This window comes from Frankia sp. CgMI4, from assembly GCF_001756285.1.
Lineage (GTDB): Bacteria > Actinomycetota > Actinomycetes > Frankiales > Frankiaceae > Frankia > Frankia casuarinae.
This window is the reverse complement of record NZ_MAQZ01000043.1, coordinates 80,665-95,471: the sequence shown is the minus strand read 5'-3', so window position 1 is coordinate 95,471 and position 14,807 is coordinate 80,665. Positions and strand designations below refer to the sequence as shown.

Below are 14,807 nucleotides of genomic sequence, written 5' to 3'. Positions count from 1 at the left end.
TCCACGGTAAGAACTCGTTGTTACTTTTCTGGTTCCTCGGGAGGCCTGCCGTGTCCGTTCTCGCCGGTGTCCGGCGTTCACGTCTCGTGTTGACCGCGTTTGCCGTCGGTCTGATCGTCGCCGTGCTCGTATCCTGGAATATCGCGCCCGCGCGGGCGGCGGCGCTGCCCAGCCCTGACCATGTCGTCGTGGTGGTGTTCGAGAACCATTCCTACTCGCAGATCATCGGTAGTTCCAGCGCCCCTTACATCAACAATACACTGAAAAGTGGTGGCGCCAACCTCACCGCGTCGTACGGCCTGACCCACCCGAGCCAGCCCAACTATCTCGCCCTCTTCTCCGGAGGTACCCAGGGCATCACCAACGACAACTGCTACACGCCGGGGTTCAGTAGCGCCGCCAATCTCGGCTCCGAGCTGATCGCCGCCGGTCGMACCTGGGGAAGCTACAACGAGGGCCTGCCCGCCGAGGGCTCGACGGTGTGCACCAACAGCAGCACCAAGTATGCGCGCAAGCACAATCCATGGTTCGCCTTCAGTAACGTGCCGCTGAACACCGCCCACACCTTCGCCCAGTTCCCGAGCAACTACTCCACGCTGCCCAAGGTCTCGTTCGTCATCCCGAACCTGTGCAACGACATGCACGACTGCTCGGTCTCCACCGGTGACACGTGGCTGAAGAGCAATCTCAGCGCCTACGCGACCTGGGCCCAGACCAACAACAGTCTGCTCATCGTGACCTTCGACGAGGACAACGGCTCCAGCGGCAATCACATCACCACGGTGCTCTACGGAGCGCACGTCACCCCCGGAAGCAGCTCGTCGACGACCTACAACCACTACAACGTGCTACGTACCCTGGAGGACCTGAGTGGACTGACCACCCACGCGGGTAACGCCGGAAGCGCATCGGACATCACCGGTATCTGGAGCTAGCACCGGTATCTGGAGCTAGCCGGGCGGGCCGTGCCCGGGACGGTGCTCGTCCTGGGCGGCCCGCCTCGTCACCGACATCTCCGCCCCGGCCGAGAGGGTTAGGGTGCCGGGGCCGGGGTGGTGGGCGACAGTGACATGGTGCCCGCGCCGGGGATCGGGGAGGCGGCCGCGCCCGGATCCACCAGGGGGCCGTCCGCCGTCACGTTCAGGGTGCCGCCCGCCGCGCCGGACTCCGGCGCGGTCGGTGAGTCCCAGGTGGCCCCGGCGGCGTCCGGGTTCGCATGCTTGGTGACGAAATCCTTGATTACGTCCGCGGAGACCGTCGAGCAGCGCTGGGTGCGGTCCCAGGCGGTCAGGACGAAGTGCTTGTTGTCGACGAAGGTGCTCMGGGGCCAGGGCACACCGATGAACCGCGGCCCGGCGTCCGCCGCGAGCTTGCGCAGCTTGTCGACCTGATCCGTCGGCAGGCTCTTGTCGTACYAGCCGATCACGAAGCCGTGTTCGAGGTTGTGTACGGCCCGTTCCACCGAGATGCCCGAGTTCGGGTTGTAGAAGGGAATGCCGTCGGGCAGGGGGTCGGGGTTGTGGTTACCCGAGGATGGCGGTGACGCCTCGTACGTGACCGCCGTGCTGACGTGCGTCGAGCCGCGGAACGGGTCGTTCGCCGTGCCGGTGCACCCGGCCGCGGTGGCGGCCGCCGAGGCCGGCGCGACGTAGCCGACCTTGCGGGCCTCGTTCTTCGATCTRCTGTCCGCGACGCTGTAGATGATGATGCCGACGAGGAGCGCGACGGCGACGAGCCCCGACGTCCCGTAGATGAGCAGCGCGCGGCGGCGTTCCCTGCGCTTCTGTTCACGGCGCAACTGCTCGAGCCGGGTGTTGCGTTCGACGCTCTTCTTACCCACGGCAACTGATCCTACGAAGTGTTGAACCACGTCGTCCGGGCAGGATGGATCCGACCCGCCGAACACCACCGGACACGCCCTGTTCCGCCACGCCGCACCGTGACCGTGGCGTCCCGGATCATCCCGGAGCCGGGCCACCCGGAAGAGGTCGGCCACGAGGTCAGCGGTGGAGGACGAACGCCGCGGTATCGCGGTCCGGTCGGGCGGGTGCGGGCGCGGCGGCGTGCCCGACCCCGACCGCGCCCATCGGTGTCCAATCGGCCGGCAGGTCGAGCACCCGGGTGACCACCTCCGGGCAGAACAGCGTCGACGACACCCAGCACGACCCCAGACCCTCCGTGGCCAGGGCGACGAGCAGGTTCTGCACCCCGGCCCCGACGGAGACGGTGAACATCCGCTCCTCGGCGGCGGCGCGGCGGGCGTCCGGATAGGGATGCGCGCCGTCGAGGACCATGATCGGAACGATCAGCAGCGGGGCACGCCGCAGCACCTCGCCGCGCCGAAGCCGACGCTCGACGGCCGCCTCGTCGAACCCGTCGCGTCGTAGATCGTCCGCCCAGGCTTCGGCCATCGCGTCGAGCAGCGCGGCGTGCCGCTCGGTCACGATCACGAAACGCCATGGTGTGGTGTGGTGCGGGGCCGGGGCGGTGAGTGCGGCCGCGATCGCCCGGTCGACCGCGGCCGGGTCGACCGGGGCGTCGGAGAAGTCCCGCACGGTGCGCCGGTCGCGCAGCGCCGCCCGGCGCGCCTCGAGGGTGCCGAGGCGGAACATGTCCTCACCAGCGGGACGCAGCAGTGCCCGCCCGCCGGCGCCGTCGTCGGGCAGCCGGCCGTAGCCGCGGACGACTGCCACCGGTGTGGCGCCCAGCTTGCCCTTGACGAGGTCGGCGGCCGCGGCGAGCTCGTCGGCCTCGGCCACCTCGGTCATCCCCAGCTCGTTGCCGTAGCCGTCGAGGTCGCCGACGTGGCTGCGCAGCGCCGCCATGCCGGCCACCCCGACGGCCATGTCGGTCAGGCCGCGCCGCCACGGCCGTCCGGCGGTATCGGTGACGATGACGGCGACATCCACGCCGAGCACGGTGGCCAGGCCCGACCGCAGCCGCCTGGCGCTGGCGTCCGGATCCACCGGGAGCAGGGCGAGGGAGTCCTTGGCGATGTTCGACGCGTCGACCCCCGCGCTGGCGAGGACGAAACCGTGGTGCGTCTCGACGATCCGGGTCGGGCCGCGCCGGGCGACCTCGCGTACCGATTCACTGTCGATCATGGCCTGTCTGGCTTCCTCGCGGTCGCCGGACACCGTGACGAGCCGTCCCTCGGCCTTCGAAACAATCTTTGAGGTGACCGCGACGACATCGCCGTCGGCGAGTGTCGGGCCGTGCGTCCGGACGGCCGAGGCCACCAGGACGGCGAGATCGTCGCCGGGACGGACCTCGCCGATGCCGGTGAGCGGGAACACGCGCAGCGCCCGTTCCGCGCTGCGCTCAGACACCGGCGAGCTCCAGAGCCGCCCGGACGATCGCCACCGTGGCCTTCAGATCGGTCATCAACAGGGGTGTCGCGGCCACGGTCGCGCCGGGAACGGTCGCGCCGGCGTCGGCGGTGTCGACGAGCCAGCCGTCGAGCAGGCCGTCCGCCGTCCCGTCTCCCGGGCGCGGGGCCGTCCCGTGCCCGGTCGTGGCGGGCGCGGTGGCCGGCTCGGCGGTGCGCCCCCGGCCGCCGTAATGCACGCCTACCGCCTGGGCGGAGGTCTCGACGCCGATGGCGGCCAGGCAGGCGTCCGCCATCCCGCGCACGGCCGCGCCGCCGATGATCGGCGACACCCCGACCACCGGCGCCGCGGTCTCGTGCACGGCCGAGCGGATCCCGGGAACGGCGAGGATGGTGCCGATCGAGACGACCGGATTCGACGGGGGGAGCAGTACGACGTCCGCGTCGGCGATGGCGGCCAGGACGCCGGGCGCGGGCCTGGCCTTTTCCGCGTTTACCGGGATGATCGCCTGTGCCGGCACGGCGGCACGCAGCCGCAGCCACCATTCCTGGAAGTGCACCGCGCGCTGGCCGTCGGCGTCCGAGATCACCACGTGGGTCTCGACCCGCTCGTCCGACATCGGCAGCAGCCGTACCCCCGGCTTCCACCGCTCACACAGCGCCCGGACCACGTCCGAGAGGGAGTAGCCGGCGTCGAGCATCCGGGTGCGCACCAGGTGGGTGGCGAGGTCGCGGTCGCCGAGTCCGAACCAGGCCGGCCCGACGCCGTAGGCGGCGAGTTCCTCGGCCACGACGAACGACTCGCCCTCGCGCCCCCAGCCCCGTTCGGCCGAGATCCCGCCGCCCAGGGTGTACATGACGGTGTCGAGATCGGGGCAGATGCGCAGTCCGTGCAACGTGATGTCGTCGCCGGTGTTGCCGATTACCGTCACGTCGGCCTCCGGCAGCGCCGCGAGCACGCCGCGCAGGAACCGGGCGCCACCGATCCCGCCAGCCAGGGCTGTAACTCTCACACCGACCAATCCTGGCACCGCGCCCCGACGGATGGGGCACCGGTGGGCGGTGGTGGATCTCCCGGCCGGGGTGATAGCGGCCACCGCCGGGCCACGGACGGATTTCTCCGGACCGGGGCGGGCGCGCCGGTCGTGTTCCTGACCGAGCCTCGGTCGGGGTTCCTAACCGAGCCTCGGTCGGGCGAACAACGGCGTCATCCATCCGTGGAACTCCGGCTTCGCCGGTATCGGCGTGTCCGTGCAGRAGGCCGAGAGCAGAAAGTGCACGAGATGGCTGGTCGGCCGGGAGGGTGCAGGGTTGGCGAGCCCGCCCTCGATGGTGGCGACCACCGCGTCCGCCGCGAGCTCCCGATCGGGTTCGGGCACGAAGTCGTGCACCGCGGCGAGCGCGAGCCCGTGYAGCCAGTCGTGCAGCCGCTCGTGGTACTCCATGACCGGCGCGGCGTGCGGGGCGCGTTCGGCGACACAGGGATGCAGCGTGCGGCGCCGCTCGACCGAGTCCAGGGCAAGGAAGAGCTTCGCCGCCGGGTCTCCGGGTAACGCRGCGATCCGGTCGACCTCAACGTCGAGCAGTCGGTTCAGCACCGCCGCGAAGGCGTGGTCCTTCGACCGAAAATACCAGTAGACGGAGCCCGGTTCGATGCCGGMGGAACGGGCGATCTCCGCGATGGACGTCCCGGCGAACCCGCGGGCCAGGAACTGCTCCTCGGCGACGGTGAGCAACGCATCGATCCGTTCCTCGCGGGGAACCTCCTGGCGGTTGCGTGGCACCTGATCAGCGTAACGACTCCCATGGTGGGGCAGGAGAAAATCGATGCCCAGTAGTGGTAGCCCCCGTGCGGTACGCCGGCGCCGTCCCGACGCCGGCATGATCGGAATCGTGTCCCGGTGTCGGTGGGTGCACTCCGGCCGGGCTCGGGTAGCGGGGTCCGGTGGACGTCTCGGGCGGATGTGTCCTGCTCACCGTCTTTCTCTTGATTCCGATTAGAGAGAGCTGTGAGAGTGAATCCCAGCTCTCTACGTTGCTGGAAGGACCGTCATGTCCGATATCAGAACCACCAAGAGCCTCGAAGCCCTGTCTGCCTCCCTTAATCGCGCGCTTGCTGGGGTCCGCGCCCCCCAGGTCGTGGCCGCCCGCCGGGCCCAGATGCGACAGACCACCGGTACGACGCCGGACGGGTCCGACGTCGCCGGCGCCGGCCGGCGAGCCGACCGGACGCAGGCTCTGGTCGAGACGCTGGCCTCGCGCCGGCGGACGAATATGTTGATCGGCACGCTCGACCGGCTGCGCAGACCCGCCACCGGGTGGCGTGCGGCCGGCCGCGTGACCCCCTGACTCCGGGCCGACCGGGTTTCCTCCCGAACCGCTCAGTACCGTTTCGACACCGCATCCCTTCGATCCCGATGGCCACCGACCGGACCGGTTCACCTGCCGGGCGCCGGGGGCGCCGCCGGAGAATCAGAGGAATTCATGATGAGTACGGCGGCGACATCCAGCGGTGCCGAATCCAGCGGTGCCGAATCCAGTTCCCCACCGTCCCCGTCGGCGCTACGCCGGGCGCTGCGCCGGGCCCGGGACGGCGCCACGCTCGACGTGGTAGAGGCCACCATTCTGCTGGCCGCGCGCGGCGATGACCTCGCGGACCTGTGCCGCTCGGYGGCCGGGGTCCGCGACGCGGGTCTGGCGTCGATCGGGCGGCCGGGTGTCGTCACCTACTCGCCGAAGGTGTTCATCCCGTTGACCCGGTTGTGCCGGGACCGCTGCCACTACTGCACCTTCGCCACCGTGCCGCACCGGTTGCCCGCCCCCTACCTCACGGTGGACGAGGTGCTCGGCATCGCCCGGGCGGGCGCCGCGGCGGGCTGCGCCGAGGCGCTGTTCACGCTTGGTGATCGTCCCGAGGATCGGTGGCCGGCGGCCCGGGAATGGCTCGACGCCCACGGCTACGACTCGACGCTGGGTTACCTGCGTGCCGTCGCGATCGCCGTGCTGGAGGAGACCGGTCTGCTTCCGCACCTCAACCCGGGTGTACTGAGCTGGGTGGAACTCGCCCGGCTCAAGCCGGTGGCCCCGTCGATGGGGATGATGCTGGAGACGACCGCGACCCGCCTGTGGTCGGAGCCGGGCGGGGCGCACTACGGATCACCCGACAAGGACCCGGCCGTCCGCCTGCGGGTCCTCACCGACGCCGGGCGGTTGTCGATCCCGTTCACGACCGGCCTGCTGCTCGGCATCGGGGAGACCCGGACGGAGCGGGCCGAGACGATCTTCGAGCTTCGAGGTCTGGCCCGCCGCTATGGGTCGATCCAGGAGGTGATCGTCCAGAATTTCCGCGCCAAGGACGACACCGCGATGCGCTCCGCGCCCGACGTCGGTGCCGAGGAGTTGGCCGCGGCCGTCGCGGTCACCCGGCTGGTGCTGGGCCCCACGATGCGGGTGCAGGCTCCGCCGAACCTCGTTGACACCGTGGAGTGCGCCCTGCTRCTTTCGGCCGGCATCGACGACTGGGGCGGCGTCTCCCCGGTCACCCCCGACCACGTCAACCCCGAGCGGCCCTGGCCGGACCTGGACGTCCTGGCGGCCGTGACGGCGCAGGCCGGGTTCACGCTGCGGCCCCGGCTCACCGTCTACCCCTCCCATCTCGGTGAACCGTGGATCGACCCGCGCCTGGCCGGACACGTCGGGGCGTTGGCCGGCGTGGACGGCCTGCTCGCCKACGGCGTGCTCCCGGTCGGCCGCCCCTGGCAGGAGCCCGACGGCGGACTCGCTGACACCGGCCGCACCGATCTGCACGCCGCGGTCGACACGGTCGGGCGCCGCAGCGAGAAACGGGCGGACTTCGACACGGTCTACGGTGACTGGGAGTCGCTTCGGGCACAGGTCAGCGCGGCCGGGACGGGGGTTGACGGAGTCGTCGGCACGGGCAGCCGGGCCATCGCGAGCCGGGCCGGCGCGGCTGCCGGTGCCGGTGCCATGCGGCGGATCGACCCCGACATGCTCGCCGCCCTGCGCCACGCCGGGTCCGATCCGGCCGGGATCACCGACGCCGAGGCGCTGACCCTGTTCGGCGCGGACGGCGCCGCCCTGGAGGAGCTCTGCGCGCTCGCGGACGGATTGCGCCGCGACGTCGTGGGCGAGGACGTCACCTACGTCRTCAACCGCAACATCAACTTCACCAACGTCTGCTACACCGGATGCCGGTTCTGCGCGTTCGCGCAACGCCGTGGGGACGCCGACGCCTACACGCTGTCCTTGGACGAGGTGGGCAGCCGGGCGGCGCAGGCCTGGGCGGTCGGCGCGACCGAGGTCTGCGTCCAGGGCGGGATCCATCCCGATCTACCGGGCGCCGCGTACTTCGATCTTGCCCGTGAGATCAAGCGGCAGGCGCCGGGGTTGCATCTGCACGCCTACTCGCCGATGGAGGTTCTCAACGGCGTCACCCGCACCGGCCTGTCGATCGGCGACTGGCTCACCGCGGCCCGTGAGGCCGGCGTCGACACGATCCCCGGCACCGCGGCGGAGATCCTCGACGACGATGTCCGTTGGGTGCTGACGAAGGGCAAGCTGCCCGCGGCGAGCTGGGTCGAGGTGGTGACCACCGCGCACCGGGTCGGCCTGCGCTCCTCGGCCACGATGATGTACGGGCACGTGGACACCCCCGCACACTGGGTGGCCCATCTGCGCCTGCTACGGCGCATCCAGGACTCCACCGGCGGCTTCACCGAGTTCGTGGCCCTCCCCTTCGTCCATCACAGCTCGCCGATCTACCTGGCCGGTGTCGCTCGTCCCGGYCCCACCCGCCAGGAGAACCGGGCTGTGCACGCGATGGCGCGCATTCTGCTGCACGGCTCGATCGACAACATCCAGTGCTCCTGGGTCAAGCTCGGGGTGGAGGGCTGTCGGGCCGTGCTCACCGGTGGGGCGAACGACATCGGCGGCACGCTGATGGAGGAGACGATCAGTCGGATGRCCGGCTCGCAGCACGGCTCGCGGCGCTCCGTGGSCGAACTCGAGGAGGTGGYCGCGGGGGYGGGTCGTCCCGCTCGGCAACGCACCACCACRTATGGCCGGATCCCTGACGAGCGCTTTCGCGCTGCCCGGGGCCGCACCGTCCGGGCCATGCTGCCGGTGGTGTCCTGACACCCGCCAAGTTCTGATCACCAAAAACTACTCTCCGTAGTCGAATGGGCTGGGGTTGCCGGGTCTGGCGGCTGATCGGTATGCGCCTGCGGCGGTTRCCCGAGCTCAGACCTGCCCTTTTAGGGGTTTATGCCCTTTAGATCTKGGCGGGATAATGCCGTTGCCGCGACCCGTCTGATCGCGCAGAGTGACGGAAGGGAGGGTTGCGTGGACCCTCGGCGACAGGCTGTAGTGACTGTGAGCTATGGTCTCATCGCTGGTTGTAGAAGATGTTGCGACGGTGGGGTTGACGCGATCGAGTCTGGAGCGTGTAATTACCGGCGTGTCATTCCCCCCGCTGGCGGGGTTCGTGCGGTAGTGCGTCGCCTGACCGGTGTGGAAACTAGTCACCTGCGCGCCGGCGCCCAGGGGTGGCCGACCGCACCGCGACGGGTCTGGAGGAGWCCACATGGAGCACGCCGACGCGGGCGTCCACACTGTCCTCGCGGACGTCGAGCGTCCCGCTGAGCATGACCCGTTCGCTGATCACCCTGAGCGGGTGYTCACCGAACGGCACACCCGGGCCACATCCGAAACGGTCCCGCGGGCGCGGGCGCGGGTGCCGGCCACGGCCGCTCCCGCCCTCCCCGAGTTGACCGGTCGGTCCGTCGCCGAGGGCACCGACCTCGTCGAGGACATCCWGGACGATTCCGTCGAGGACATCGACGATGTCGACGATGTCGACGATGTCGACGAGGCTGACGAGGCTGACGAGGCTGACGAGGCCGAGACCRAGGACTTGGAGGATCTTGGTGGATCGGCCGGGAGGTCCGCCCTCGCCCAGGTGATCGATCTGGGGATGGGGGACCTTCTCGGCGAGGCGATGGAGTGGCAGGAACGCGCGCTGTGCGCGCAGACCGATCCCGAGGCGTTCTTCCCGGAGAAGGGCGGCTCGACCCGCGAGGCCAAGCGCATCTGCTCGGGCTGTGAGGTCCGGGCCGAGTGCCTGGAGTACGCGCTGGAGAACGACGAGCGGTTCGGGATCTGGGGCGGCATGTCCGAGCGGGAGAGGCGCAAGCAGCGACGCCGAGCGGTCTGATCCCGACCGGTGACCGGCGGTCGGCGCATGACGGGCGATCCGGGCAGGTCACAGGCGGCCACGGTCGCCGCGGTGACCGTGGCCGATGACGCGGGGCCGCCGGTCGTCGCGGTCTGCGTGCTCGGTCGAGGGGGTGGTGGACCCGACGTTGCCGCCCAGGTCCGGGCCGCCCTGCGTGCCCAGACCAGACCGCCGGACCGGGTCGTCGAGGTGCGGCTCGGTGGCGGGGGATGCGTTCCCCGGCAACGCGCGTCTCCCCTGGACGGGGAGGGTCGCCTCCCGTCCGCCGACCATCCCGTCGACCCGGGCACCGACGGCGCGGATGCTCAGGCCGGTGACCCGGTCGCCGAGCCCCTCGTCGTAGAGGTGCCGTCCGCCACACCGTTCGGCGCCGCCGTRGCCGTGGGGCTGGCTCGGCTGGGGAACCCACCGGAGCACGGATTCGTCTGGCTCCTCGACGACACCGCGATCCCCACCCCGGGCGCGTTGCRCACCCTGCTGGCCTACGCCCGGCTGGACCGGGGCGCCGCCGTCCTCGGCCCCAAACTGCTCGCCCGCGCTCCGGAATCCGCCCCACCCGCCAAATTCGTCCCACCCGCCGGAGCGGGCGGTTCCGCTGGACCGGCAGGTGCGCGGTCCCGGCCGGTGACGAGACCCCGGGTGGTTGAAGCCGGGGTGAGCGTCGACCGGGCCGGGCGACGGCATCCCGGAATTCGCCCGGACTATGATGATCATGGACAGTGTGACGGGGTACGTGACGTCCTCGCCGTCGCGTGTTCGGGCATGCTCGTGCGGGCGGTGGTCTGGCGACTGCTGGGTGGACTCGACCCCGAGCTCGATGGTGGTCATGACATCGATCTCGGCTGGCGGGTGGCCCGTGCCGGCCTACGGGTCGTCGTCGTCCCGTCGGCCACGGTGACCGTGACCTCGGCCTCAGCCTTTTCCGGGGGGCCGGCCTTCCCCAGGGCATCGGCCGACCGCGCGGGGGTTCTACGGGTCCGGCTGGCGAACACGGCGACGGTGCTGTTTCCGGCGATGGTGGTCGCCCTGCTCGTCGGAACGGTCGTGCGCACCCTCGGCCTGCTCCTGCGCGGCCGACGCCGGGCGGCGCTCGCCGAGCTCACGCTCGCCGGTACCGTGCTGGGGCGGCCATGGCAGCTGCGCCGGATGCGTCGGCGCGCCGCCCGCACGTGGGCGGTGCCGCATCGGGCCGTCCGCCCGTTGTTCCCGGCCCGCCTGCCGTGGCGGCGCGGAGCCGGCGCCGATGATCTCCTTGATCGGGCCGGAGCCGCCGAAGACGTCGCCGACACCACCTTGATGGTCACCGGGCCCAGACCGGATGTGCACCCGCGCCGGCCGGCCTGGCCGCCGACGACCCTGGCGGCCCTGCTGGGTGCCGTCGGGCTCCTGGCCATGCGGGGGATGCCGGCGGACATGCTCGGCGGGGGCCTGCCGCTCCCGGCAGGCAGCCGGAACCTGTGGTCGGCCGTGTGGTCTGGATGGGCGGGGGCGCCCGATGGACCTCTGAGTGGTCCTGGGCCGGCACCCCCTTTCACCGCGCTGCTCGCCGCGGCAGCCACTCTGCTGGGGGGGAGGCCGGCGCCGGCCGCTTGGATCCTGCTGGCGGCCGGCCCGGCGCTCGCGGGCCTGAGCGTCTACCGGGCCCTCGCCCGGCTGGGACCACATCCGATCGCCCGGTTCGGGCTCGCCGCCGGCTACGGGTTGAACCCGGTGATGACCGGGTCGGTCCTCGCCGGCCGCACCGACACCGTGGGCGCGGTGATCGGCCTTCCCCTGGTGCTCGCCGCCGCCGACGCGGTCCTGCGGGACCGGCGGGACGGCTCCGGCTTTGGCGTCGGYGGGGCGCCGGGCCGGCCGGTGTGGACGCTCGCGATCTGTCTGGTCGGGTTCATCGCCTGCGCCCCGTCGACGCTGGCCATCGCCTGGGCGGGCCTGGTCGTCGTCGCGTTCCTGACCGCGCGGTCCAGGCTGCCCGGGATGATCGTCGCTCTGCTCGCGACGATCATCCCGGTGCTTCCGGACCTGCGGGTGGATCCCGTCGCTGTCCTCACCGAATCGGCGATCACCCTGGCCCGGTTGCCCCAGTACTCCCTGGCCCTGCTGGCCGGTGCGGACAGCGGACCCAGGGCCGATGTGGCCGGCTTCGTCGGTGGATGTCTGGCCTGCTGGTTGTTCGGCCGCCTCGCGGGCCGGGAGCGGGGCCGCCGGCGGCGCACGGCCGTGCTGGTGGTCCTTCCCGTGACGCTGCTCCTCCTCGTCGGGCCGCTGATCCTTGCCGCCCGCTTCCTGGCCGTGGACGTGGCCCGGCCCGGCGACACCACAGGGGCGAACCCGGCCGGCGTCGAGGGGTCCGCCCTCGCCCACGCGGTCGCGGCCGTGACCCGCGCCGCTGGGCCGGGTGCCCGCGTCCTCGTCCTGCACCAACCGGCCTCGGCCAGAACGATCCGGTACACCCTGGCCTCCGCGTCCGGGCCGACGTTTCCCGAGGCCGGCGCCCGCACCCCGCGGCGGTCCGGCCGGTTCCTCGCCGACATGGTCGCGGACCTCGCCACCAACGGTGGCCGGGCAGCCGGCTGGCTCCCGCTTCTGGGCGTGACATCGGTCGCTGTACCTACGGTCGACTCGGCCTCTCAGCTCGTCGCCCGCCTGGACGCGACGCCGTCCTTGATCCGGGATCGTCCCCGCCCGGGGGCGATCCTCTGGCGCCCCGCCGTTKCGGCCCGTGGTGCGACGGCCTTGGGAGAGCCCGGTGGGGCCGGCGCGCCGCGACCGGACGCATCCGGGTGGGCGGGCGGACCCCTGGCCTGGGTGATGGAGTCCGATCGGGCCGATCGTCGTGAGCCGGTGGCGCGGCACTCCGCTCCCGCGGCGACGAGGCCGACAACCCGCCCGATCGGTACGGCGCCGGGTGTTCCTCCCYTCCTCTCGGCGCCGCTGCCGCCAGCGCCCTCCTCGGTACGTCGGTTGGCCTCCGGCGAGCGGTTGCCCGCCCTCGCAGCCCGGTCCGGCCCGGCACGCTGCCTGGTGCTCGCCGTGCCGGCGGATGCCGGATGGCACGCGTGGCTGGAAGGCCGGCCGCTGGCTCCGTTCCGGGCGTGGGGCTGGGCAGCCGGATTCCAACTGCCGCCCGACGGCGGTCGGCTCCGCATCGACCACGACCGGACTTCACCCCACCGGGCAGTGGTGGGCCAGGCTGCGGCACTCGCCGCGCTCGTCCTGCTGGGAATCCCGGTCATGCTGGGAATCCCGGTCATGCGGTCGCGGCGGATGGCTCCCCCGGCTGCGACGCAGCCGGGGCGGGTCGGGAAGGTCGAACGGCCGTCATACCAGCGGCCGTCGTGTCACGTCGTGGTCGTTTCGCGGACGGTCGTTTCGCGGACGGTGCTGCCGCTGGCGGTCCTCGGACTGCTCGGGCTGACCGGGGCGTTCCTCGCCGGCACCGGCACCGGCACCGGCACCGGCACCAGCACCAGCACCAGCACCAGCACCGGTGCCGGGAAGGGACGGATCTGGCCGCTGTCAGGMGCCATGCTGGCCTGCCCGGACCTGACGCTGGTGGCACCCGATCCGGACGGGCCGGGCGGGCGGGCCCGTTCGCTCGGCCTGGACGTGGCCGCCGGCGGTGGACCGACGGGCCGGGTGCGGGTGTCCACGGTGGGGTCCGAGGTTCCAACCAAAGGGCTTGGACTACGGATGGACGCCCGTGGTCGACGTCACCTGGACCTTCCGCGGCCCTCGGAGAGCAGCRCCGTCACCGGCGTGGCGGGCAGCCGCGGATCGATCCTGGTGACCGCCCAGGGTGCGTCCGCCGGGGGACTGTCGGCCACCGTGACGGCCCGGGACAAAGACGGCGTCGGGTCAATGGACGGCGTCGGGCCGATTCAGGCGCGTTGCGAGCCGTCCCGGGCCCGGGTCTGGTTCACCGGACCATCGACCGTGGCCGGTCGGGATCCGGTGGTGATCTGGTCGAATCTGGCAGATGAACCGGCCCTGATCAACGTGCGGGTGCTTTCCGACGGACCGGCGACGTCGCCGCAGGACATCACCGTGCCCCCGGAGCACGCGGTGATCCGGCGACTCGCCTCCCTCGCACCGGAGGCCACCGCGACCGCGCTCGACGTCCAGGTGCGCTCCGGCCGGGTTCTCACCTGGGTCGCGGACCGGCCCAGCGCGGGGCGTACGGACTCGGTGCCGGGGACGGACCGGGCGGGGCGTGCGGATCCGGTGAGCCTTGTCCCGAGCACCTCCGCCCCGGCCCGGCGTCTCCTGCTTGGCGGGGTCGTCGTCCCRGCGGGGTCAGCGTCCTCGACGGCGCACCTGGTGCTCGCCGCACCGTTGCGGGAGGCCACGGTGCGCATCACGGTCCTCACGGGTACGGGTCGGCACACGCCGATCGGCCTGGAGGCCGTCGTCGTGCCCGCCACGGGTGCGATCACCACGCCCGTGCCGCTGCCGGCGGGCGCCGCCTCGGCGGTCCTGGTCGAATCGGCCGATGACGCACCGGTGCTCGCCGGACTGGCCGCACCGTCGGGCCGGGCGGGAGAGCGGTCGACCGGCTCGGCCGGCGGATCCACCTGGGTCGGCGCCACCAGCCTTGATCCTCCGCTCGACCCGCGCGGGCTCGACGCGTACGGCCAGGCGGTCGGCCTCTCCGGGCCGACGGGGCTGGCCGCCGGGGCGGGATCCGCGCCGGACGCGGTCGTCTCCCTCCCACCGGTGCCGCCCGGCGCGACCGGCGTCGTCGTGCTCGCAGCTCCGGCGGGAGCGGTCACGGCGTGGATCGACGGCGAGCTGGTACGGGTACGGCCGGGCACCGTCGCGACTGCCCGCATGCCGATCGGACGGGCCGGTGGACGGCTTGTCGCGGTCGGCGGCCCGCTGGAGGCCACCGCCGTGATCGGCCCTCCCCCCGGTACGYCGGGGGAGGGCCGGGTATCCGGGGATCCGCCCCGTGGGCCTACCCCCTCCGGTTCCTCCGGCTCCACCGGCTCCGCGTCGTCGACCGCCGCGTCGTCGACCGCCGCGTCGTCGACCTTCGGGATGCCCAAGCCCGTGATGCYGCGGAGCATCTCCACCGTCGTTCCGTTGTGGGGGGCGTCGAGGCTCCTCGACGCTCCGGTCTCCATCGAGGATCCCACCGTCCTGTATCAGCGCGGCTAGGCCTGTGTCCGCCGACCTTCGACCTTCGCCTCGTGGCGGGCCGGGCACCGGTCGGCGTCCTCCCAG

Annotated in this window: 9 protein-coding genes; 5 read left to right on the top strand and 4 right to left on the bottom strand. The window is 72.1% G+C overall.

Features of this window, described 5'->3' with window-relative positions; translation table 11 throughout:
• The first annotated feature begins 50 nt into the window (after positions 1-50).
• Positions 51-935, top strand: coding sequence for an alkaline phosphatase family protein (locus tag Manayef4_RS03620; protein WP_070130596.1), 885 nt, complete (start codon positions 51-53; stop codon positions 933-935).
• A 98-nt stretch (positions 936-1,033) separates the two neighbouring features.
• On the opposite strand, the gene Manayef4_RS03615 is transcribed toward Manayef4_RS03620, so the two are convergent.
• From Manayef4_RS03615 to Manayef4_RS03600, 4 genes are all read right to left on the bottom strand, one after another.
• Complete coding sequence (locus Manayef4_RS03615) at positions 1,034-1,840, bottom strand: DUF3105 domain-containing protein (RefSeq protein ID WP_070130646.1); 807 nt, start codon at positions 1,838-1,840, stop codon at positions 1,034-1,036.
• Between the two features lie 160 nt (positions 1,841-2,000).
• A complete protein-coding gene (locus Manayef4_RS03610; RefSeq protein WP_011435194.1) occupies positions 2,001-3,329 on the bottom strand; it encodes a coenzyme F420-0:L-glutamate ligase in 1,329 nt (442 codons plus the stop codon).
• Positions 3,322-4,341, bottom strand: a complete 1,020-nt coding sequence (cofD, locus tag Manayef4_RS03605) for a 2-phospho-L-lactate transferase (RefSeq protein ID WP_023839904.1) — start codon at positions 4,339-4,341, stop codon at positions 3,322-3,324. Before cofD ends, Manayef4_RS03610 begins: the two co-directional genes overlap by 8 nt.
• Before the next feature lie 162 nt (positions 4,342-4,503).
• On the bottom strand, positions 4,504-5,112 hold the full coding sequence (locus Manayef4_RS03600; protein ID WP_070130595.1) for a TetR/AcrR family transcriptional regulator: 609 nt from the start codon (positions 5,110-5,112) through the stop codon (positions 4,504-4,506).
• A 268-nt stretch (positions 5,113-5,380) separates the two neighbouring features.
• Between Manayef4_RS03600 and Manayef4_RS03595 the strand changes: the two genes are divergently transcribed.
• The 4 genes from Manayef4_RS03595 (at position 5,381) to Manayef4_RS25645 (ending at position 14,741) form a co-directional block, all read left to right on the top strand.
• Entirely contained in the window at positions 5,381-5,677 is a 297-nt protein-coding gene (locus Manayef4_RS03595; protein WP_011435197.1) for a hypothetical protein, read from the top strand.
• Between the two features lie 138 nt (positions 5,678-5,815).
• The gene (locus tag Manayef4_RS03590; protein ID WP_070130594.1) at positions 5,816-8,482 is read left to right on the top strand and encodes a bifunctional FO biosynthesis protein CofGH; all 2,667 of its coding nucleotides are present in this window, start codon (positions 5,816-5,818) and stop codon (positions 8,480-8,482) included.
• Between the two features lie 448 nt (positions 8,483-8,930).
• The gene (locus Manayef4_RS26535) at positions 8,931-9,560 is read left to right on the top strand and encodes a WhiB family transcriptional regulator (RefSeq protein ID WP_070130593.1); all 630 of its coding nucleotides are present in this window, start codon (positions 8,931-8,933) and stop codon (positions 9,558-9,560) included.
• A gap of 27 nt (positions 9,561-9,587) precedes the next feature.
• The gene (locus Manayef4_RS25645; RefSeq protein WP_070130592.1) at positions 9,588-14,741 is read left to right on the top strand and encodes a DUF5719 family protein; all 5,154 of its coding nucleotides are present in this window, start codon (positions 9,588-9,590) and stop codon (positions 14,739-14,741) included.
• Positions 14,742-14,807 lie beyond the last annotated feature (66 nt).

Excerpts from the sequence above, each read along its gene's own strand:
- Manayef4_RS03595 (WP_011435197.1), top strand. The coding sequence starts at position 5,381 with ATGTCCGATATCAGAACCACCAAGAGCCTCGAAGCCCTGTCTGCCTCC.